The sequence below is a fragment of the Alteromonas sp. MmMcT2-2 genome (assembly GCF_022348305.1).
In the GTDB taxonomy this organism is placed as follows: Bacteria; Pseudomonadota; Gammaproteobacteria; order Enterobacterales; family Alteromonadaceae; genus Alteromonas; species Alteromonas macleodii.
Genome location: NZ_JAKRFA010000018.1, coordinates 75,777 through 96,985, shown reverse-complemented (window position 1 = coordinate 96,985; position 21,209 = coordinate 75,777). Strand labels below are relative to the sequence as shown.

The window sequence follows — 21,209 nt, the reverse complement described above, 5'->3', positions numbered from 1 at the left end:
ACAATAGAAATATTGAGAAGGAGAAAAGGTGTGAAAAATTCAAGTAAACCCACCACAGGGAAAATATTCACCGCGCTGCGCTACAGTCTTGCAAGCGTTTTTGTTGTATCGAGTACTTTTGCAGTGGCAGACCAGCAAGGCACGAGTACACTTCACATTAGTTACGCGGCGCAATCTAGCGCTTATGCACTTACCAGCTCGGGTTCCCAAAGTGCTTCAATCCAAAGTGCTACTAATAAAGGCAGTGAAGAGGCTGTAAAAGCTCCACCCTACAAAAAGCCAGTTACCCTACATTTGGTCGGCGACTCAACCATGTCAGACAAGCCTATGTTGTCATATCCAGAACGTGGGTGGGGGCAATTGCTTCCTGAATTCATGCTGCCCAATCTTAATATTAAAAACCACGCGGCTAACGGCAGAAGCACAAAGCGATTTGTAGATGAGGGACGCTGGCAACTTCTGTTATCCGATCTGTCTGAAGGTGATTTTGTGGCTATTCAGTTTGGTCATAACGATCAAAAACAGTCGGATCCTGCTCGCTATGCCGACCCGGAAAATGCTTATCCAGCTTACTTGAATCAGTTTGTTCAGGATGTTGAAGCAAAAGGGGCATCAGTGATTATCGCAAGTAGTATTTGCCGGCGTCATTTCACTGAGGAAGGTGTGTTAAAACGGACGTTGCTGGCGTATGCCGATGCAGCGAAGAAAGTGGCAGCACAAAATAACGTGCCATTTATTCCTATGAACGCTTTAACTTGCGATTTTCTCGCTCAGGTAGGCGAGCCTAACAGCAACCATTACTTCATTAAAGTGCCCGCCGACCTTTATGCGCGCTACCCCGAAGGCAAAACGGACGACACTCACTTGAACGTTGTGGGCGCGGCGAAAATGGCGCAAATATTCGTGCGAGAGCTAAAAGCGACAGCGCACCCACTGGCAAAATACGTATATCGAGACACGTTGTAAGCTCACACAAAAATGAAGTGGCGCGTTATTGCGGGCGTGCCGCGTTTTTTAGTGGGGGAGCGCCTTTATCTTAATTAGCGTGCTTGCTTATGGTTACGATGGCAGGAAATAGAAGAGAAAAGAAAGAGGAATGTCACATACCGACTATAGCGACGGTATGTGATTAGTGAAGGCATCACCTGATATAATGGCACCGGGGTAGGTAATCACAGTCGCTGCCACTTTTGCCCCATAGCTCGCGCTCTCGACAGGCTTTCTACCTGCAAGTCGAGCGGCCATATAACCGCCATTAAATGCATCGCCAGCAGCCGTTGTATCAACCACCTGTTCAACACGCTCAACAGGCACAATACATTGTTCTTGTTGACGGAGTATATGAACGCCAACCGCTCCGTTTTTCATAACGATTTCTTCAATCTGTTTGTCGGCTAAATAGCTAAATATTTCATCAGCATTGGTGTGGCCAAACAGCATTAAATGGTCGTCTGCACCTGGGAACGCCAAGTCTGCTTCAGCATATGCCTTACCCGTCCAGTATTTGGCATCTTCTTGAGATGACCAAAGGCGAGCTCGATAATTAGGATCAAAGGCAATCTTACTTCCTTTGTCCTTGAGGGACGAAATTAGTTCGAAAAGTGTAGCGCGCTGTTCGTCATCTAAAATGGCAATAGAGATACCGCTCAAATAAAACCAATCACAAGCAAATTCAGCGCCCTTCATAATGTTGAGCGTCTGTGTTGCTGCAGATTGGTTACGCCAATATGCAAAGGTTCTTTCACCTTCGTTGTCGTTGCGGATCATATACAGGCCAAGGTTACGCGACGACGAGCGAAACACTAAATCAGTGTTAATTTCGTGCTCACCCATTTTAAACAGCAGCTCATCGCTTAAAAAGTCTGCGCCTATAGCCGTTAAGTAACTAATGGAAGATGAAGGCAAGCAGCGTTTTAAATAAACCGCAGTGTTGTACGTGTCGCCAGCAAAGCTTTTCGCCATCAGATTATTATCTGTGTTTTCATCGCGCGTACTAACTGATGACTCACGCTGAGTGCTTCGAAGCTCTACCATGCACTCGCCAAAAATAACCATTCTTTGGTTGGTATCAACTATGCTCATGCCGCAGCCTCATCAAACAATGTTAGGCTTTGTTGACATGCCAAAGTTATAGCTTGCCAATTTTTTGCTTCAATGGCTGCCTTTGGCATCATCCATGTACCGCCTACTGCTCGAACATTGCCAAGCGAGAGATACTCATTCGCGTTGTCGCCATTAATGCCGCCGGTAGGGCAGAAGCAAACATCGCTGAATACGCTTGAAATCGCTTTAAGAAAAGGTGTACCGCCGCTAAGACTCGCAGGAAAGAACTTCATTTCGCGAATGCCTTTTTGGTGCGCCAAAAGAATATCGGCAGGCGTAGCGACGCCCGGCAAAAAGGGTGCATTTGAAGCAATCAGTGTATCGAGCAATGTCTCTGAGCTTGTGGGCGTTATCAAAAATTGCGCGCCTGCATCCAACGCTTCAAATACGTGGTTGCGATTTAACAATGTGCCCATACCCACAACGAGTTCAGGAAACTGTTTTCTAATGGCTGACAGGGCTTCAAATGCTGCGTCGCTGCGTTTCACTACTTCTATGTTGCACAGGCCGCTATTTGCAATTGCTTCTGCTAGGTGAAGCCCGTCGTCAACAGATTTAGGCTGAATAATAGGGAGTAATGGGGCGCCTTTAAGCATGGAAAAGGTACTTTTCATCACGCGGTTCCTTTTAGTGAATCTAGCGAACTTTCTGTTAACGTAGTGGGAGCAGAAACTTGCTGACCTTCGTTGCTGTTTTCGCGCGATAAAATGTTAAGCAGCTGATTAACTTTTTCGAGCACTTTTTCTTTGAACGTAGTGTTTACCGACAGTTCGGCGAACATAGTTTCAAGAGATAGCAATTTTTTTGCAAGTTCTATCGCCTGAAAGTCTACCGATTTTGCTGTGGCCCTTAACATACTATCTAGCGGGTCAGTGATAGTTTCGTTTAGACGTGCCTTGTTGTTTACAAATAGGCACCATGCCGCAACGGCACTGCAGAGCAAATCAATATTTCGTTTTGCTTTTAGGTTATCGCGTACTGTGTCGAGAATTCGAAATGGAATTTTCTGTGACCCATCCCAAGCAATTTGCGACAACAAGTGGCGAATATGCTTATTCTCATAGCGCTTAACAATGTCTTGTGCGTAAGCGTTCAGATCGAAGTCTTGTGTTCCGCTATCGGCATTCTCGTTATCACTGGATAGAGACGGAACAATTTCTTCTTTCAACATGGTTTGAATCAGTTGCTTTATGGCTGGGGTACGCATTGCGTCGAATACGGTTTCCTTGCCAAGCAATAACCCTATGTAGGCCAGTGTTGAATGTGTGCCGTTTAGAATGCGAAGCTTAGCTTTTTCAAAGAAGCTCACATCATGAGTAAAAGTAACGCCAACTTTATCCCAAGCGGGTCGTGGGCCAGAAAAATTATCTTCAACCACCCATTGAGTAAATGCCTCTCGCTGAATAGGCCAGTTATCAGTTAAACCCAGCTCAGCGGCAACGTTGGCTTTAAAGCTGTCTTCAGTTGCTGGCGTAATACTGTCAACCATAGTGCAGGGGAAGGCGATGTTCTCGCTGATCCATTGGCCGAGTGATTCGTCCGTTTTATTGGCGAACTCGGTCACCGCTTTTTGCAGCTTTTTACCGTTGTCTGACACGTTGTCACAGCTGATAATGGTAATATCTGCATAGCCTGCCTGCTTACGTTGTGCTAGCGCTTGCACAATTAGGCCAACTGCACTTACCGGTGTTTCTGGCGTGACTAAATCAGCTTTAATATCCGGATGATCAGTATCTAGATGACCTTGCGCATTAAGGCAATAGCCCTTTTCTGTCACGGTAAGCGTCACAATTTTAGTTTGCTTGTTTACCAGTGCAGCAACAATGTCTTCACGATCATGTGCTAATGTAGAAAGGGTTTTAATTGCGCCGATAATGTGGGTTTCAGGCTCGTTATCAACAATACACAACGCATAGAGATTGTCTTGTGTACTCAACGCTTCTTTAAGAGATGCGCTGCGCATTGACACACCGTGAATGCGCCAGTCACCGCCATAAGCCAGCGCCTTTTCGGTATAATACGCTTGGTGCGCACGGTGAAAGGCACCTGGACCAATATGCACAATGCCACAACCGGTTGCTTCCAGATCGTAATTTGGTTTACTTACGCTGTCACTTAAAAGAGGTAGCGTTGAAATTGATAACGGCTTTGTCATGATTACCCCAGTTTGTACGCTTGTTTAGCAAAATCATAAGTGAGTTTTCTTGCAATGCTGGCCGCTTCTGTTTCACTGATGCGGTGCTCCACAACTAGCTGTGCAAGGAAGCGACAATCAATGCGTCTGGCAACATCGTGACGTGCAGGAATAGACAAGAACGCGCGCGTATCGTCATTAAAACCAACAGTATTGAAGAAACCTGCGGTTTCTGTCACTTGATGTCTAAAGCGCAACATGCCTTCAGGGCTATCGTGGAACCACCAAGAAGGACCAAGTTTCAGGCAAGGGTAGTGGCCTGCAAGTGGTGCTAATTCACGGCTGTACGTGGTTTCATCTAATGTAAATAGAATAATGTCGAGGTTAGGCTCGTTACCGTATTTACCGAGTAACGGGCGAAGCGCTTTAACAAAATCTGTTTGCATTGGAATGTCGTGGCCTTTATCGCGACCAAACTGTGTAAAGAGCTGACTGTTGTGGTTTCTAAACGAACCAGGGTGAATTTGCATCACCATGCCGTCTTCTACACTCATTCCCGCTAATTCGGTAAGCATTTGCGCTCTGAATAGCTCTTGCTCTTCAGGGTTACTGTTTCCACTTCTTACTTTATCGAATAAAGCAATACACTCAGCTTCACTTAAATCAGCTGTGTTCGCCGTTGGGTGTCCGTGATCTGTTGCTGTTGCACCGTGTTCTCTAAAGACGGCACGTCGTGCACGAATTGCGTTCAGGTAGCCCTGCCAGGTTGCAGTGTCTTCACCGGTGAGCTCACCAAGTTTCTCAATGTTTGAAACAATATCTTCGCGTGAAGCATCGACTACATCATCAGGTCTAAAGGTGGTAATAACCCGCTTTGCCCACGGTGTATCTTTAATCGCCGCGTGATGGGGAAGGGCATCAAGCGCACCTTCGGTGGTAGCAATCACTTCAATATTGAAGCGGTCCATCAGTGCACGGGGTTTAAAGTCATCCCCTTGAAGCTGTGCAGTGATATGGTCGTAATAATGCGTTGCGTTGTCGCTACACAACATCTCTCGCAAACCAAATACGTCGTGAAATACAGTGTCTAACCACAAACGCGATGGTGTGGCAGCAAATAGATGATAGTTATCTGCCAAAAGTTTCCAGATTTTACGTGGATCCTTTTCCGTTTCGCCGCCGTCCCAACGTGGCACACCAATATCGGTCAATTTAATACCTTGGCTATACAGCATTCTGAACACATAGTGATCAGGGGTGATAAACAACTCGGTTGCATTGATGAAATTATTGTTTTGTGCAAACCAACGTGGGTCAGTATGGCCATGTGGACTTATGATAGGGAGATCTCGAATTTCCTTATACAGCGCCTTTGCAACACTTCGGGTTGCTTCATCGGCAGGAAAAAGTCTATCTTCATGTAATAATATCGATTCCATAACGCTCTCTTTTAGAGGGTGACGCCACGTTTCCAAATAGCAATCTCGTGGCTGCCATTCTTCTCGTTGCAGGTTTGTTGACCAGATGCCACTGCCAAACAATTTTGGAGTAGCGCTTCGGCACACTTATCGATAGATACGCCTTCCAGAACTTGTCCAGCGTTAAAATCTATCCAATGTGGCTTCTTATTAGCGATATCTGAATTTGACGATATCTTGACTGTGGGTACAGGAAAACCAAGGGGCGTGCCTCGGCCTGTGGTGAATAAAACGATATGTGCCCCCGATGCTGCCAACGCCGTCGAACTAACGGCATCGTTACCAGGTGCTTGTAATAAACTTAAGCCTTTATCTTGCTTGGGCTCGCCATACTGCAAGATGGACTGAATAATAGACGTTCCACCTTTTTGAACCGCGCCGAGAGACTTTTCCTCTAGCGTGGTTAAACCGCCTGCCTTATTGCCTGGAGACGGGTTTTCGTAAATAGGTTGGTTGTGGGCGATAAAGTAGTTCTTAAACTCATCAATCAGCGAGTTAAACGCCTCAAATACGTCTTTGTTTTTAGCGCGATTCATTAAAAGCTGTTCGGCACCAAACATTTCTGGCGTTTCGGTTAAAATAACCGAGCCACCTAGATTACACATTAAATCGGTAACACGCCCTACTGTTGGGTTGGCAGTAATACCGCTAAAAGCGTCGCTACCACCACACTTCATGCCTAAGGTTAATTCGCTAGCGTCGATAGGCTCACGTTTGTCATTAGCCATTACTTTTAACAAGTCATAAACCGCATTGACGCCTTCTTCTAACTCATCTACCACTTCTTGTGCGTTGTAGAAGCGAACCCGATTTGCCGGTTTATCAACGTGAGGCAGTAAACTCTTAAGCTGATTGTTTTCGCAACCCAAGCCTACAATTAACACCGCACCAGCGTTCGGGTGAGATGCGAGAGAGGCTAAGATAGTGCGCGTGTCATCTAAATCATCGCCTAGCTGAGAACAGCCAAAAGGGTGGGTAAATGCGCGGAACCCGTCGCACTCGCTAGAGAAACGACGACTACATTCGTTGGCAATACGGTCTGCTGTTCGATTTACGCAGCCTACGGTATTGACGATCCATACTTCATTGCGAATACCCACTTTTCCATTTTCTCTTCTGTAGCCCATGAACTGTAACCCAGAAGTAAGATGGTTTTGTTTTGAAGCGGTATTTGACGGCGCGTAAACGTATTGTTCAGTGCCTTTTAACTTAGTCTTTGCGTTATGGCTGTGAACATGTTCACCAGCATTAATTTGGCTTGTTGCAGCACCAATGCTGAAACCATATTTTACGATGTCGCCACCGTCTGACAGGGTAACTAAGGCAACTTTATGGCCAGCAGGAATGTCTTGGCTAACTGTAATGTCATATTCAGCGAAGTAAGTGCCAGCCACGATAGGGCAGGTTGCAACCGCAACGTTATCGTTATTATGCACTTTAACTAGTTGTGTTTTAACGTCCATTACAAGTCCTGCTTTATCTTTACGGCTTATTTAACTGCTAAGCGTTGTTAAATAAGCACTGTGTATTTAAAAAGAGCGATAGATTAGAAAACGTTGCTTTTTACGCTCTGTTTACAAATTGTTTATTTTTAACATTCTTTTTTATTGTCGTGCCACCGGTGGCATAATAGGTCGAAAAAGAAGTGTTAGCAACACTTCATTGTAAAAAATCACACTTTTTTGATTGAATCGCGAATAATTAGGTGAGGTTTGACCAGATACGTTTCGGTTTCACTAACTTCACTGCCTTCGATATGCGCGATGATTTTACGCGCTGCGATAGCTGCCATATCGCCAACGGGACGTTGAACAGTGGTAAGGGCAGGGATTACGCGGGCAGCAAGTAAGTTGTCATCGAACCCCGCGACGGATAGTTCGTCAGGTACGGTTATTCCCATTTCATGAGCCACTTTCAATACGCCTGCTGCCATTTCATCGTTGTTTGCAAAAATAGCTTTAACTCGTGGTGACTGAATAAGCAATTGACGCGCGCATTCTATACCGCTTTCGAAGCTGTTTTTACCCTCAATTACCCTGTTTTTAGGTACATCGACACCCAGGCCGTTAAGCGTTTCAACAAAGCCTTCCAAACGCTCTTTTGAGGAATAATACTGTTGCGGACCGCTGATGATGCCAATGTCTTTATGACCTAGTGAAACCATATAGCGCGCTAAATCACTTAAAGCAGCTCTGTCGTCACTCACTACGATATTTTGATGGTCATCTAAATCTACTGACGCCATTCGCACATAGTTAATGCTCTTTTGTTGCAGCGCGTCGGCTAATAACTTCGATTCGGATACCGGTGGCAATATGATGACACCGTCTATGTTTGAACGACGTACAAAGTTAATACAGTCTTCTACAAAACCTTCGGCATTATAACTACAAGGGTGTACAACTAACTCATAACCCTTTTGAGAACATATGCTTAACACGCCTCTTTGCACTTGGTCGATATACAAGGCATCGGGGTTGTCGTAAATTAGGCCTATCAAGTAAGAGCGGCTAGTACTTAAACCACGCGCTTGCTTGTCAGGGGCAAACCCCGTTTCTTGAATGACCGCTTCAATGCGCTCACGTGTTGCTTTTCCCACATTGGTCGCACCGTTAATGACGCGTGACACGGTACGCTTTGAAACACCTGCTAGGGCTGCAACATCATTGATCGTCGGGCGCTTGTTCATAATTCTCTGTTTTTCCGCGCTATTATGTCGTTACTTCCGATATTACCACACAAATACGGGCAATATGTTTTTGTTACTCAAAAGTGAAAGTTCGTGTGATCAAACTACGCCTGACCACACCTTTCAGTTTTGATGATTCTACCTTACTAAAATCCTAGTGCACGTGGTAGCGCTTCGCTGAACCATGCGACATACGTAACTAGCATAAGAACGACAAACATAGCCACATATAAAGGTATTAGCGGTCGAATGATGTTCTCAAGTTTGGTTTTGGCAATGGCACAGGTAATGAAAAGTACGGCGCCGACGGGCGGTGAGCACAATCCGATAGACAGGTTGAGCACGAGCATGATGCCGAATTGCAGTTCGCTCATTCCAAGTTCTAAGGCCACCGGCAAAAATATGGGCGTAAAAATAAGTACGGCAGGTGTCATATCCAAGAATGCACCAACTACGATAAGCAATAGGTTGATTAAGAGAAGAATAAGTAATGGGTTATCGCTTATCGACAACAGTGCGTTACTTAAAGTTTGCGGAATGTTCTCAAACGACAATAGCCAAGACATCGCCGTTGAGGCCGCGATAAGCAGCATTACAATTGCCGTCGTTTCTGCCGCCTTCAAGAAAATATCAGGTAAGGCTTTCGCATCCACTTCTTTATAAAACACCACAGCTAACAGCAATGAGTAAACCACCGCAATGGCACCAGCTTCGGTAGCGGTAAAAACGCCACCCACAATGCCGCCAATCACTAAGAATATGAGGAATAGGGAAGGGAGTGCTGCGATAGTTTTTTCGACAACTACTTTAATAGGAAGTCGCGGCGATAGGGGGTATCCCTTCATTTTTGCGTAGACAAAGCACACCAGCATGAGCGCTAGACCCACCATAATGCCTGGAATATAGCCAGCCATAAAAAGGGCGGCGATGGATACGCCACCGCTAGCGATTGCGTATACAATTAAGATATTACTTGGCGGAATTAACATTCCCGTAGTTGATGCAGCGGCAGTGACCGCTGCGCTAAAATTCGGCTCGTAGCCCGCTTTCTTCATTTCGGGCAACATGAAGCTGCCAATAGCAGACGTAGTCGCTACTGCAGACCCTGAAATTGCACCAAACAGCATGCAGGAAACAACATTTACTAAGGCTAAACCACCGGGAAGGGCACCAATAAGCGCCATTGCACATTCAATTAATCGCTTGGCTATCCCGCCGCGTCCCATGATTAGGCCAGATAAAACAAAAAATGGGATTGCCAAGAGCGCAAAGCTATTAAGACCACCTGCCATACGCTGGGCAATAGTAATGGTTGCCGGAGCAATGTCCATGCTCATTACCATAGCAAGCAGCGTGGCTACACCAATGCTGATTGAAATAGGAACATTTAAAAGAAGGAGTACAAAAAAGGCGACGACTAAGATAATACCGGTCAGTTCCATTACGCTGACTCCTTATTGTTGTTTCGCCAAAGTGCAGTAATGTTAACCAGTGCATAGGCAATGATAAGGCCTCCAGATAAGGGAAGCACGCTATAGATAAAGCCCATTTTTACACCTAGCGCCGCTGAGATTTGCTCTAGCTCTAATGTAAGAGACACTAGTTCAGCGCCGCCGTAAACCATCACCAAAACACAGAAGATAATGACAATGACTTCAACGCAGGTAAGTAGAAGGCGTTTCACTTTACGAGACTGACGCTCAACAATTAAGTTGAACCCCAAATGCGCGTTTTGGCGATAGGCGTAGGCCGCACCTAAGATGCCGATCCAAATAAGTATGAACCTAGACAACTCTTCGGTGACCGAAGCGGGGTCTTTAAGTACGTAACGTGAGACCACTTGCCAAATTACGGTAAGTAAAATACTTACCATGGCAATAATAAGGGTGCCGGCTAAGGCTTTATCGATGAGGCGTATTATTGTCATTGTTACATCGCTTTTATTTGCGTAATTAAGTCGCCAATTGGCGTGTCTTCAAAGCTCTTATGAAAAGGCTTTACCGCTTCAACGAAAGGCGCTTTATCAGGCGTAATAACTGTGACGCCTTCGGCTTTTACCTTTTCTAAAGAGGCTTGCGTAGATGTTTTCCAAAGTTCGCGTTGGTATTCAACAGAGTCTTCCATTGCTTTGGTTAGCCACGTTCGCTGCTGTTCATTCAAACTTTCCCATACCGGCAGCGATGCCAGCATGACGTCTGGAACACTGGTATGCTCGTCAAGGCTGTAGTAACGGGCAATTTCATAATGACGTGAAAGGTAGTAGCTGGGCGGGTTATTCTCTGCGCCGTCTACAACGCCTTGCTGAAGCGCAGTGTACAGTTCTCCCCAGGCAACGGGGGTTGCAGCTCCTCCAAGTGCGCGAACTGTTGCTACTGCAGTGGGGCTGTTCAACACGCGAATTTTGAGTCCGTTCAGATCGCTTGGTGTTTCTATTGGTTTGTCGTTGGTGTAAAAACTGCGGCTTCCCGCATCGTAATAGCCGAGACCTTTAAGTCGAAAGTCTTCAACACCAGATAGCAACTCATCGCCTAAATCGCTGTTTAATACACGCCAGAAGTGTTCGTTATCGCGGAAAATGTAAGGAATGCTAAAAATCTTCATTTCGGGAGCAAACCCTTCCAAAGGACTTGCCGACACCTTAGTCATGGCGAGTGAGCCAATCTGCAGCAGTTCTACCATCTCCCTCTCGGTTCCCAGCTGGCTGCTTGGGTAAATAACCACACTCATTGTACCGTCAGAATAGTAATCTAGGCGCTCTCCAAGATATTCCATTGCTTTATGTACTGAGTGTTGAGTGTCCAGCGTATGCCCCAAGCGCAATACGGTGACTTCGCCTTGCAGTTCATTTTGCGAACACGCCGAGGTTAGCAACAGGGCCGTGGCTGACAGTGTGAGTTTTATATACCGCAACATAATCATTACACCTAATTAGAGCAGGGCTGCTTAACGCAACTGTGAAGGCGGAAACTTATCCATATCATCGTAATCCAGGTTTTCACCTGCCATTCCCCAGATAAATGCATAGCTTCCAGTACCTACACCACAATGAATGGACCAAGGTGGCGATACCACGGCTTCTTCATTCGCTACAAAAATATGGCGAGTTTCGTGAGGTTCGCCCATGAAGTGACATACGCGACTTTCGCTATCCATATCAAAGTAAAAGTACACTTCATTGCGTCGGTCATGTTGATGAGCTGGCATGGTGTTCCAGACAGAGCCTGTATGCAGACGCGTTAGGCCCATTTGAAGCTGACAAGTATCGACAACAGTATTGATAAGTAACTGTTTGATATCACGCTTGTTGGAGGTTTCCTGGCTGCCTAAGTGAAGGATGTTTGCATCTGTGCTGCCTATTTTCTTGCAGGGATAGGCGTGGTGAGCCGGCGCCGAGTTTAAGTAATATTTGGCAGGATTGGACGCATTGTCCGACTCAAAAATGACTTCTTCATTGCCTTGTCCGATGTACAAGGCCTCTTCATTATCTAGGTGATAAGTGGTGCCTGAAACAGTAATGGTTCCAGGCCCGCCGATATTAATTACACCGACTTCGCGACGGGCGGTAAAGAACGGCATCTTTAACTGATCTTCAATGGTTTCTAGCGTTAGCGCTGACGTTGTCGGTACGGCACTTCCAAGCATAAAGCGTTCGTAGTGGGTGTATATCCACACGACTTCACCTTGTGTCATTAGGGCGTCGACTAAAAACGCGTCACGCAATTCTTGCGTGTTGTAAGCATTGGCCTCTTTACGACCGATAGCATATCGGGTGTCTATTTTCTTGCTCATGTCTTTTCTATCGCTCATGGCTGTATCCCCCATTCGTGAATTAACGTGCTAGAAAGCCGCCGTCGACGGCAAGGATATGGCCGTTTACGTAATTGCTTGCTGCGCTAGCAAGAAATACCGCCGCACCTGCTAAATCATCACTTTCCCCCCAGCGATTAGCTGGAATGCGGGCACAAATTTCAGCACTGCGCGTTTCATCATCTTGCAGTGCTTGGGTGTTATCGGTTTTGATGTAACCTGGCGCAATTGCGTTCACCTGCACATTATATTGGCCCCATTCGTTTGCTAGCGCTTTCGTAAGACCCGCGATGGCGTGTTTACTCGCTGTGTAGGCAGGAACGGTGATGCCACCTGTATAACTTAACATTGATGCAATATTGATGATTTTGCCTTGTCCCCGTTCTACCATCGTCTTGCCAATAGTTTGGCTAAGTAGGAAAGCTGAATCGATGTTGACAGCAAGCACGTTTTTCCACTCGTCAAAAGGAAAGTCGGTTGCTGGTGCTCTGAAAATAGTGCCGCCGTTATTCAGCAGGATGTCGATGTGTCCTTTAATGCTTAACGCATCTTCAGCAAGTTTAACTACCGCGTCGGCATCAGCGAGGTCGGCATCTAATGCCATGGCTTGACCACCTTCACTTTGAATTTTACGTAGTGTCTCGTCACATCCACCTGGTCGAGAACTGGCGCAGATGACGAAGGCGCCAGAAGTGGCGAGTGCTAAAGCAAGCGCTTGGCCTATACCTCGACTTGCTCCGGTCACTAATGCGGTTTTACCTTCTAGGCTAAAGTTGACCATGCAATTTACCTTTCACTAAATGGTTCATGGGTATGACGAATTTTATCGACATACTAAATTGAAAAATCTCGTTAACAAAATTTAAAATAATTGCCACCGGTGGCATTTGTCAATATATTGTTTATAAATATCGTTAATTAGTTAAATGCGTTAACAACCGATGGAGAGCATAAAAGTGATGAAATTTAGTAAGATAGGTCTAATTTTGGTGCCATTATTGGCAAGTTGCTCACAAGGGGATATAAATTCGGCTTTGTCTGTTAAGGTGAAAAATTCGGCAGACGGTGGTAGTGGCGATCAAATTTTTGAAGTATCTCTGCCCCCGCAATATTCGGGGTGGAAGTTAAAGCAATATCCGTCAGAATGGATTGAGAATAGCGAAGGGCAAGCGGTGTTACTAGGTGCAGCATCCATTGCGCCAGGAAGTAGTGCGTCATTGGAACTTAGGCCACCTGAGCAAGCTACGAATGTTAACCTCCAAGACCGGGCGCACGCTGAACTTTCCGTAAGAACAGGAGGAGAATGGCAAGACGCAGTATATAGCGCTGAGGGTTTTTCTTTTGAAGAAGTTACTTCATTCACATCGCCTCCGCAATTGACCGATCATTCTTACTTTTTGCGTTACGAAGGACCAGGCTGGGAGTCAGATCAAATGGGCTATCGCCTTTATCTTGATTGGCGTAACGCTATTGATGTCTTTGTTAAAGCGAACGACAGTGTAGTATTACCTGAGGTGGGGCAAGACGGCTACGATAGCTATCATAATTTATCTTCGTGGGGTGGAGACGCGCTTAAAGTTGGTAGATCGTTGGGCGTGGGTGCGCTAGGTCGATTAACAGAACAAGAAACCCAAGACTCCTCAACGCAGACAGTTATGCACTTTCAGCATGTAGAGAATACGCAATACCAATTAGTCTCGAATTCTCAGTTGCGGGCTGAGTTCGAGGTTGGCTACGAAGGGTGGTCATCGTCTGATGCGAAAGCGGACAGCATCGACGTTACCACGCACTATCGAATTGATGCGTTTGACCCCACAACCCACATCAGCGTTTTTGTATCAGAGCCATCGGATAATATTGTCGCAGGTTTAGTGGCGCATGATGGAATGCAGGTGATTAAAGCCGAGCGTGGAGAGTGGGGCGTTGTAGCGACTTGGGGAACGCAAAGTATCTTGGCAGATAATGACAACTTAGGATTAGCCGTTGTTTATCGATTAGATCAGGTCGAAAAGGTATTCGAGGGTGAACATGACCACCTTGTATTGTTCAAACCTTTAACCGCTTTAGATTATAAAATTCTCGCGGTTTGGCCTAAGCGCAGCAGCGATGTACAAACTGCAAAGCAGTTCGAAGATTATCTGGTTAATAAATTAAAGATGTATAATCATCCTCTTACCGTCTTAAACTAAGTATTACTTAGCGACCAGGCTAGCGGGCTGTAGCGAAATGCGTAGCCCGTTAGCTTATATTATGTCTTTCTCTAATTGCCTTCTTCAACTACCCACTTTTTCCATTTTAGCCCATCCAACTTTCAAGCAGTTATGTGCTGTTGTGTTCACGGGCACAAAGCTCTGACCAGTATTGTGAAACAAATAATTCATAAACTGACTGAGTGGTTTAGGTTTTCTTGATTGAGTATTCAATAATCCCAATGATTACAGCGCCTTCGTAAATCTTCGCATTTGTTTTATTCGTTTTTTCATACCCTTGTGTCAATAAAGCTTCATTTTGGTGTCAATTCACTGTCACCGGAATGTCACAAATGTCCTCCAGACTTTCGCCCGCTAAGACCGTTTACTGAGGTGAGTCTTCTGCTTACCTCCACTCAACATCGAAAACAAGTATAAGCAAGGAACTATAATGAAAAGCGAAACTCTTCGTGGAATTAAGTATTCAGCGATAGCACTGGCTGTAACACTAGGGATGACTGCCTGTTCACTGGAAGGTGACGATGGCGAAGACGGTGTACAAGGCCCTGTAGGTGAGCAAGGCCCAGCAGGAGATCAAGGCCCGGTGGGCGACCAAGGTCCTCAAGGTGATAGTGCAGGTACGCTAACACGTATTGCTACGGTTCCACTTGGTGCAGAAGTGACCGGTATATTCTTAACAGACGAAGGCGATTTATTTTTTAACGTTCAGCACCCGTCTGGCACTAATGCGGCGACAACCAGTGTAAATGCAATGCCTATCAACACCGGTACAGTGGGCGTGCTTGCAGGTGCTAACTTCAACAATCTGCCAGTAACATTACCAAATTCACCTGTACCAAGCTCAGATGAAGAAAAAGAGCTGGTGGTTTCTGCCATTGGTCAATATCAAGTACTTGGACAAACGGGCGACACTTTCGGTACTGACCTGCCAGAAGGCTTAGGTCACATCTACACGTTGGATGGCGAAGAGTTGGTTCTTGAAAATGACATGCCTGATTTTAACGGCTTCATCTCAACCGCCGAAGGCGAAGGTTACCTTTTCTCGAACTGGGAAGAGCTTCCTGGCGGTATGAGCCGCATGAAAGTTGAAAAAGACGAGTTTGGTATGTGGGAAGTAACTGAAGCCATGATGCTGGATTTCTCGCCAGTGTGGGGAACGGCGGCAAACTGCTTTGGTTCAATGTCACCTTGGGGTACACCGCTTACTTCAGAAGAGTGGGTGGTTGATTCGGCGGTGGATACGACAACATCACCAAGCTGGAATAACCCAGAGGCCGTTTCTACAGATGCGCGCTTAGGTCGTATGTGGCAAATGACGGCGCCAGATGCGCCAAACCCGTACAACTATGGCTACATTGCGGAAGTAACAGAGCCGTTGGCTGATGAGCCGGTTATTGTTAAGCATTTTGCCATGGGCCGTTACGAGCATGAGAACTCAACGGTCATGCCTGACGGCAAAACGGTTTACCTTTCTCAAGATGATACGGGTGGCGTACTGTTTAAGTTTGTCGCAGACACAGCTGAAGACTTATCGGCAGGTACACTCTACGGCGCTAAGCTCACTCAGGATGCAGGTCAGAATGATCCTGCGACAACTGGTTTTGCGGTTGAATGGGTGGAATTAGCTAGCGGTGATAACCTGACTATTCGCGCGTGGATTGATGAATACAATGGTATTGGTACCGACGATTACGTGGATGGACAAAGTTCTTACATTACTATGGCCGACGTTCAAGCATGGGCTGATGGCGATGCGACCTATCCAACGGTAGAGGAAGGTGGCTCTAGCGTAACAGCAGGACAGCCAATGGATAACCGCGTAGCGTTCTTAGAGAGTCGCGCAGCGGCCCGTCTTAAAGGGGCTACCGCAGAGTGGAGAAAACTGGAAGGTATCTCAATCAACCAGAAACGCGCAAAGGAAGCGGTTGAAGGTGTAGATACTATCGAAGGTGAAGTGGTACAGAATGCATACCTTTACATCGGCATCGCTGATATCGACAACACAATGATTGACGGTGAAGGCGATATGCAGCTTTCAGCCCGCGTTAAAGACTGTGGTGGCGTTTATCGTGCCAAGCTTGAAGAAGGCTATAACATCTCTCGTATTGAACCTGTGGTGATGGGCGGTACGTACCGTTCAAGCCTAACTGGCGCCGAGCGTTGTGACGTTGAACAGCTTTCTCAACCAGATAACGTAGTGGTGATGAACGACGGCCGTATTCTTATCGGTGAAGACGGTTTCCAAGAAAACAATACGCTGTGGATGTATGAGCCAGCAGATAAGTAAGTTTTCCGTTTAATTTAAAATTTGCCGGGTGTTTATACACCCGGCTTTTGCCGTTGTGATGATTATGAAAATATCAAAAATAACCTCAAGTGCGGGCATTCTGCTTTCACTACTTATCAGTGCAGGATGCACTGATAACACGGGTACTGACGTGAACAATCAGTCAAACTATGAGCAAAACTCAACAAGCTTTACAGTTGACAAGCAACTGCCTCCTTCTACTCACGAAAAGACCGACAGCACCCACGCTTATCCTTATCAAGAAGGCGATGCTATTCCCGCTCTGGCATATATTGAACACAATGAAGTGTATAACCCTGAATCGGTTATTCCTCCTCAGTGTTACACAAAAACGGAAGGCGTTAACAACCCGTGTTACGCATGCCATCAAAGTTACGATTCAATGGAAAAGCGTCCCAATCAAATGGGTGATGGCACACTACAGGGTAACTACGAATTTTCTGATGTAGGGTTAACAAACAGCTGGAAAAACCTGTTTATTGACCGTACATCACTGATTGCGAGCATTGATGATGCCACAATTAAAAAATATATAGCGCAAGATAACTACACATCTTCGCTTAACAATGACGCCTTGCCAGATTACATGCGTATTGAAAACTTGAGCGCCGCTGATAAAGCCTTTGATAGCGACGGTTTTGCTAAAGATGGCAGCGGGTGGGTATCATACAACTACAAACCTTTCCCGAGCACTTTCTGGCCGACCAACGGGTCGACGGGCGATGCCATGATCCGACTTCCGGAAAACTTTCAAACGCTAAGTGGCGACTACAACAAAGCTATTTACACATTGAACCTAAGCCTAGTTGAAATGGCACTTAAAGAGCTAGACACATTAACTGTAGCGCCGGTTAATGAGGTGGAACTGAATATTGACATTAATCAAGACGGCAAGCTGTCAGAATCCGTAACTGAAGTTGCTCGTTCGTCGCATTACGTTGGCGACGCAAGCGATGTTCCGCTAGCGCACATGCTTTACCCCGAAGGTACAGAATTCTTACATACCGTGCGCTACATTGGCGTGGATGAAAACGGGAATATTTATAACGCGCCGCGTATGAAGGAAGTGCGCTACATGAAAAAGCATATGTTCAGAAGCAGAGAAAGCTTAGCATCTGCCTATTATGCGGAAGCAAAAGATAAGCATTTTGAAAAGCTGCCTCAAACCCGCTACTTAGGTGAAAAAGGAATAGACAACGGCTTTGGCTGGACAATTAATGGCTTCATTGAAAATGAGCAGGGCGAACTTCGTGCACAGCACGATCAAGAGCTTGCGTTTTGTAACGGCTGTCACAAAACAGTAGGGTCAACCTTCGACCAAACATTTTCATTTGCACGGAAAGTTCCCGGACAAGCAGGGTGGGGCTATATAGACCTGCGTGAAATTGAAGATGTGCCAAATATTAACGAGGAAAAAGGCGAGTTCCTTACTTATATGGAGCGCGTGGGCGGTGGCGATGAGTTCCGTCAGAACGGAGAAATGCTGGCCAAATGGTTTGATGAAAAAGGCATGGTCAAGGTGGAAGCAGTGCAACGTGCCAAGTCAGTGTACGACATCATTACTCCTTCACCAGAGCGCGCGTATGCGTTAAACAAAGCGTATTTGACCATAGTGAAAGAGCAAAGCTATTTGTTCGGTCGCGACGCAACGCTGACTAAGGCGACTAACGTGTTAAGCACTATTGATGCCGAACAGCCACCGCTTAAGCCTGAACATCGTTTCAAGTGGGATATGCGACTTAACTGGCAACAAGAAAAGCCAAGCGCCATTGCAGAAGCTCGGTAGCGCTTGTTTATTTAGAAGATAACGCTCGCGGCTAGATGTTAGCCGCGGGTAAAATTTCAAACTGAATCGGTTTGTAACGGAAGTTATTTGACTCGCCCGCTGAACACGCGGTTAACCCTACGATTAGATCCATCTTTGCTTCAAATATTGTGTAATCACCGGCATTAGACTTAGGAGGAAGAACAGATATTTTACCCTTGGCGTCTACCTCCACATTCATAAAGGTATTGAATGTGGTACAAACGTGATGCTCTGGGATGTCAAACTCTGAAAAAGCCGCGACTAAATTGCCGTGGCACCCAGGTACTGGCTCTTCATTGGGATAAAAATGCTTAAACGTGTCAACACTGCAAGGAGTCAAAAGAAAGTCATGGTCTTCTACAGTGTCTTCAATAATTTCGAACATCACGTTACTTTGATTAGAGTATAGCAAGCTGCCTTTTTTGAATTGGATGCTTTCATTGTAATCTAAACTTCGTCCTGAAGAGATAAACTCATTTTTATCGTGTTCATTGAACGCATAGAGGTCGGCCACTTGTTCACCTTCTGGATCAATAACTTTAAGTCTTTCCCCTTTTTTCATAGTAAATGCAGTGCCGCTTCTTGGCTGTATAGTTTGTAACATTATGTGACTTGTCCCTTTTATTTAGGTTTAGTGCTTAATCCGCTTGAACGGGCATTCCCAGTTTTCGGAATGTTTTACACCACTATATTGATATACCTCTGAGCTATCACCATGGTTTGCGAGTAGCTCATTTTTACTTCCGCAGTACGCGGTATCTCGTTTACGAATGTGGTCTTTGAATGCTTCAAAACGCTTCTGCTTTCTCAACATGTCAAATTGCTCGTGTAAATTAAACACGATGGCAGGGTAGGGAAATCGACGGCTTTTTCTTGATGCATTTGGATGCAGTCCAACTACAAAGAAACCCTTTCCGCCTAAACTCAAGCTAAACTGAGCGTTATGAGGGTCACTTGATACTTTACTATCCCAAGGTTTTAAACAGGCGTCAATCTCGTGTAAACGCTGCAATTTTTCCCATAAAACCCGATCAAATTCAGTTTCGCTTATCGTATCTGGAAGCTCAAAAGTTGCGACCAAAGAGGAGTACATGTCCCGTTCAAGATCAAACGACTCTACAAATTGGTGAATTGACGCCAACATATCTGTCTCATTGAGAGGACAGCGAATATCGTCGTATTGATTTACATGAATTTGGCTTTTATTGAGGGCTGTTTTGGCTCCGACGCAGGGGAAATCGGCTTCCCCTACAAACGACAAAAAGCGCTCGGTTAGATTCGGTTTCATTAAAGACATTCCATATCTCCCTGAAAGCGTTTTATGCGGTCGTGCTTAAAAGGTCAGAGCCTTTCTCCGGCGAATGAAAAGACGTAAATTCAACATTGTTTTGGGCGTTGGTTCCCGTTAATTGCTCAACCGGCGCGTCCGCCTTGTCTTCCTCTACCTGCTGGGGGAGGTGCTTGATCTTAATGCCGTTTTGCTTGAAGTCAGCATTAATAAAACCTTGGTCTGCATACGCGTTCAATACATTGACACATGGGTAAAATCCCCATTTCGAGTGAAAACGCTGAGCATTATGAACAAAGTCTAAAAGGTGATTTATCGGGCATTGATAATTAGGGCGGTGTGGTGCAAATGTTCGCGTGGGCAATTGCTCTAACGAAAACCCTAATGCTCTACAGTTAGTGAAGAAATCTTCGTCGTTTAGTCCGAAACCCGCGTAGCCTTCATCGAAGCCGCCGGTTTTCTGAAAGTCTGCCTTACGAATAAAAAACACTGTAGAACAAATACTATCGTCACTAAACTTTCCATGATTAATTTCCTGATCTCTTGAAGGTATTTCGTTATTGTCGTCTTCGGGTAACGTGTCGTCATTACTTGCTAAATAACCGATTTCTTTTTCATCTTTTGAAATTTGTCGGTAGGGCTTACAACAGCGCTCGTTGGGTAAAAACACCACTGATGTGAACACTACGGTGTTGTCACGAAGCGCAAGCAAGCCATCTCTAAAAAGCGATGGGGCAATAACTGCGTCTACGTTTAGGTAAACTAAATTCGCGTGCTTGGCCGCTGACATACCCTTGTTGCGCGCTTTCGCTATCGGAAGAGCATCTTGAGTCACAAACTTGTGAACAATGTCGAATTTGTCACTGCGTACGAGTGACAAATCAGAAGGAGGTGCCATCCAAACAATGACTAGCTCATCTGGCGTTGGAGAGCATTGCTCTAACTGAGTAATCAAATTGGCCAGCTTCTCAGTTCTGCTCTTAACAATAGTTACTGCACTTATTGGTGAACGCATACTCTTCCTCCCTTTCTAATTTGTTGAACCTGTAACAACGACGACATGAAACGTTGAACGTTATACTTTCGTAGAAGCAAAGAGTGTTCCTGTTTTGTAAGCTATTGATTTTTTGTAAAAAGTTTTATTTTCAAGTTCTGTTTTTGAGTATTTTCAGCAATGGTTGAGCGCCAAGGCAAGCAAGAGGTGCAAAGTGAGAGAAAAATTTACAAACGAATGTATGGAGGCCAACAGCAGTTTTTTATGTTAATTTTTGGTGGTTTGTTCTAATTTGCAGATTAACATGACGCTTCTTTTCATAAGTCTTGTTTTACTGTGCATCTAGCGCGTAATTGCTTTGCCGTTCCCACATATTTTGATATGCTTGGTT

18 protein-coding genes are annotated in these 21,209 nt (G+C 45.5%); 4 read left to right on the top strand and 14 right to left on the bottom strand.

The features are described from left to right. Positions 1–30: 30 nt before the first annotated feature. A complete protein-coding gene (locus MHM99_RS12130; RefSeq protein WP_101565001.1) occupies positions 31–966 on the top strand; it encodes a rhamnogalacturonan acetylesterase in 936 nt (311 codons plus the stop codon). Between the two features lie 144 nt (positions 967–1,110). Here MHM99_RS12130 and MHM99_RS12125 read toward each other — a convergent pair whose 3' ends face one another. From MHM99_RS12125 to kduD, 11 genes are all read right to left on the bottom strand, one after another. Then, the gene (locus MHM99_RS12125; RefSeq protein ID WP_239219527.1) at positions 1,111–2,082 is read right to left on the bottom strand and encodes a sugar kinase; all 972 of its coding nucleotides are present in this window, start codon (positions 2,080–2,082) and stop codon (positions 1,111–1,113) included. Then, positions 2,079–2,717 (bottom strand): bifunctional 4-hydroxy-2-oxoglutarate aldolase/2-dehydro-3-deoxy-phosphogluconate aldolase, encoded by a 639-nt coding sequence (eda, locus tag MHM99_RS12120; RefSeq protein WP_239219525.1) that lies wholly within the window; start codon positions 2,715–2,717, stop codon positions 2,079–2,081. The genes MHM99_RS12125 and eda overlap by 4 nt, the downstream gene beginning before the upstream one ends. Beyond that, positions 2,717–4,258 (bottom strand): mannitol dehydrogenase family protein, encoded by a 1,542-nt coding sequence (locus MHM99_RS12115; RefSeq protein ID WP_239219523.1) that lies wholly within the window; start codon positions 4,256–4,258, stop codon positions 2,717–2,719. Before MHM99_RS12115 ends, eda begins: the two co-directional genes overlap by 1 nt. A 2-nt stretch (positions 4,259–4,260) precedes the next feature. Beyond that, positions 4,261–5,676 carry a glucuronate isomerase gene (uxaC, locus tag MHM99_RS12110; protein ID WP_239219521.1) on the bottom strand — a complete coding sequence of 472 codons (1,416 nt, stop codon included), beginning with the start codon at positions 5,674–5,676 and terminating at the stop codon, positions 4,261–4,263. Positions 5,677–5,687: 11 nt separating this feature from the next. Continuing rightward, on the bottom strand, positions 5,688–7,178 hold the full coding sequence (locus tag MHM99_RS12105) for an altronate dehydratase family protein (RefSeq protein ID WP_239219519.1): 1,491 nt from the start codon (positions 7,176–7,178) through the stop codon (positions 5,688–5,690). Between the two features lie 209 nt (positions 7,179–7,387). After that, entirely contained in the window at positions 7,388–8,404 is a 1,017-nt protein-coding gene (locus MHM99_RS12100) for a LacI family DNA-binding transcriptional regulator (protein ID WP_014949874.1), read from the bottom strand. 146 nt (positions 8,405–8,550) lie between these two features. Beyond that, positions 8,551–9,846: a TRAP transporter large permease gene (locus MHM99_RS12095; RefSeq protein WP_239219517.1), complete on the bottom strand. Its 1,296-nt coding sequence runs from the start codon at positions 9,844–9,846 to the stop codon at positions 8,551–8,553. Beyond that, positions 9,846–10,331, bottom strand: a complete 486-nt coding sequence (locus MHM99_RS12090) for a TRAP transporter small permease (RefSeq protein WP_014949872.1) — start codon at positions 10,329–10,331, stop codon at positions 9,846–9,848. The genes MHM99_RS12095 and MHM99_RS12090 overlap by 1 nt, the downstream gene beginning before the upstream one ends. A 2-nt stretch (positions 10,332–10,333) precedes the next feature. After that, a complete protein-coding gene (locus MHM99_RS12085) occupies positions 10,334–11,317 on the bottom strand; it encodes a TRAP transporter substrate-binding protein (protein WP_075177447.1) in 984 nt (327 codons plus the stop codon). A 30-nt stretch (positions 11,318–11,347) separates the two neighbouring features. Next, positions 11,348–12,193 carry a 5-dehydro-4-deoxy-D-glucuronate isomerase gene (gene kduI / locus MHM99_RS12080; protein ID WP_049589026.1) on the bottom strand — a complete coding sequence of 282 codons (846 nt, stop codon included), beginning with the start codon at positions 12,191–12,193 and terminating at the stop codon, positions 11,348–11,350. 40 nt (positions 12,194–12,233) lie between these two features. Continuing rightward, positions 12,234–12,992, bottom strand: a complete 759-nt coding sequence (kduD, locus tag MHM99_RS12075; RefSeq protein ID WP_014976831.1) for a 2-dehydro-3-deoxy-D-gluconate 5-dehydrogenase KduD — start codon at positions 12,990–12,992, stop codon at positions 12,234–12,236. 178 nt (positions 12,993–13,170) lie between these two features. Here kduD and MHM99_RS12070 point away from each other — a divergent pair, with 178 nt between their 5' ends. From MHM99_RS12070 to MHM99_RS12060, 3 genes are all read left to right on the top strand, one after another. After that, positions 13,171–14,400 (top strand): DUF4861 family protein, encoded by a 1,230-nt coding sequence (locus tag MHM99_RS12070; RefSeq protein ID WP_049589020.1) that lies wholly within the window; start codon positions 13,171–13,173, stop codon positions 14,398–14,400. Between the two features lie 451 nt (positions 14,401–14,851). Further along, positions 14,852–16,708 carry an alkaline phosphatase PhoX gene (locus MHM99_RS12065; protein ID WP_239219515.1) on the top strand — a complete coding sequence of 619 codons (1,857 nt, stop codon included), beginning with the start codon at positions 14,852–14,854 and terminating at the stop codon, positions 16,706–16,708. A 64-nt stretch (positions 16,709–16,772) separates the two neighbouring features. Beyond that, positions 16,773–18,515, top strand: a complete 1,743-nt coding sequence (locus MHM99_RS12060; protein WP_239219513.1) for a hypothetical protein — start codon at positions 16,773–16,775, stop codon at positions 18,513–18,515. Between the two features lie 31 nt (positions 18,516–18,546). Here MHM99_RS12060 and MHM99_RS12055 read toward each other — a convergent pair whose 3' ends face one another. From MHM99_RS12055 to MHM99_RS12045, 3 genes are read right to left on the bottom strand one after another with little or no spacing between them, the layout of a single operon-like run. Beyond that, the gene (locus tag MHM99_RS12055; protein WP_014976827.1) at positions 18,547–19,140 is read right to left on the bottom strand and encodes an urea carboxylase-associated family protein; all 594 of its coding nucleotides are present in this window, start codon (positions 19,138–19,140) and stop codon (positions 18,547–18,549) included. 27 nt (positions 19,141–19,167) lie between these two features. Beyond that, complete coding sequence (gene gntA / locus MHM99_RS12050; protein WP_061095321.1) at positions 19,168–19,833, bottom strand: guanitoxin biosynthesis heme-dependent pre-guanitoxin N-hydroxylase GntA; 666 nt, start codon at positions 19,831–19,833, stop codon at positions 19,168–19,170. A gap of 22 nt (positions 19,834–19,855) precedes the next feature. Then, a complete protein-coding gene (locus MHM99_RS12045; RefSeq protein ID WP_239219511.1) occupies positions 19,856–20,839 on the bottom strand; it encodes a galactosyltransferase-related protein in 984 nt (327 codons plus the stop codon). Positions 20,840–21,209 lie beyond the last annotated feature (370 nt).

Bases quoted from the DNA above. Each gene is read 5' to 3' on its own strand.
- MHM99_RS12125 (WP_239219527.1), bottom strand. From the start codon at position 2,082: ATGAGCATAGTTGATACCAACCAAAGAATGGTTATTTTTGGCGAGTGC.
- eda (WP_239219525.1), bottom strand. From the start codon at position 2,717: ATGAAAAGTACCTTTTCCATGCTTAAAGGCGCCCCATTACTCCCTATT.
- MHM99_RS12115 (WP_239219523.1), bottom strand. From the start codon at position 4,258: ATGACAAAGCCGTTATCAATTTCAACGCTACCTCTTTTAAGTGACAGC.
- uxaC (WP_239219521.1), bottom strand. From the start codon at position 5,676: ATGGAATCGATATTATTACATGAAGATAGACTTTTTCCTGCCGATGAA.
- MHM99_RS12105 (WP_239219519.1), bottom strand. From the start codon at position 7,178: ATGGACGTTAAAACACAACTAGTTAAAGTGCATAATAACGATAACGTT.
- MHM99_RS12100 (WP_014949874.1), bottom strand. From the start codon at position 8,404: ATGAACAAGCGCCCGACGATCAATGATGTTGCAGCCCTAGCAGGTGTT.
- MHM99_RS12095 (WP_239219517.1), bottom strand. From the start codon at position 9,846: ATGGAACTGACCGGTATTATCTTAGTCGTCGCCTTTTTTGTACTCCTT.
- MHM99_RS12090 (WP_014949872.1), bottom strand. From the start codon at position 10,331: ATGACAATAATACGCCTCATCGATAAAGCCTTAGCCGGCACCCTTATT.
- MHM99_RS12085 (WP_075177447.1), bottom strand. From the start codon at position 11,317: ATGTTGCGGTATATAAAACTCACACTGTCAGCCACGGCCCTGTTGCTA.
- kduI (WP_049589026.1), bottom strand. From the start codon at position 12,193: ATGAGCAAGAAAATAGACACCCGATATGCTATCGGTCGTAAAGAGGCC.
- kduD (WP_014976831.1), bottom strand. From the start codon at position 12,992: ATGGTCAACTTTAGCCTAGAAGGTAAAACCGCATTAGTGACCGGAGCA.
- MHM99_RS12070 (WP_049589020.1), top strand. From the start codon at position 13,171: ATGAAATTTAGTAAGATAGGTCTAATTTTGGTGCCATTATTGGCAAGT.
- MHM99_RS12065 (WP_239219515.1), top strand. From the start codon at position 14,852: ATGAAAAGCGAAACTCTTCGTGGAATTAAGTATTCAGCGATAGCACTG.
- MHM99_RS12060 (WP_239219513.1), top strand. From the start codon at position 16,773: ATGAAAATATCAAAAATAACCTCAAGTGCGGGCATTCTGCTTTCACTA.
- MHM99_RS12055 (WP_014976827.1), bottom strand. From the start codon at position 19,140: ATGTTACAAACTATACAGCCAAGAAGCGGCACTGCATTTACTATGAAA.
- gntA (WP_061095321.1), bottom strand. From the start codon at position 19,833: ATGTCTTTAATGAAACCGAATCTAACCGAGCGCTTTTTGTCGTTTGTA.
- MHM99_RS12045 (WP_239219511.1), bottom strand. From the start codon at position 20,839: ATGCGTTCACCAATAAGTGCAGTAACTATTGTTAAGAGCAGAACTGAG.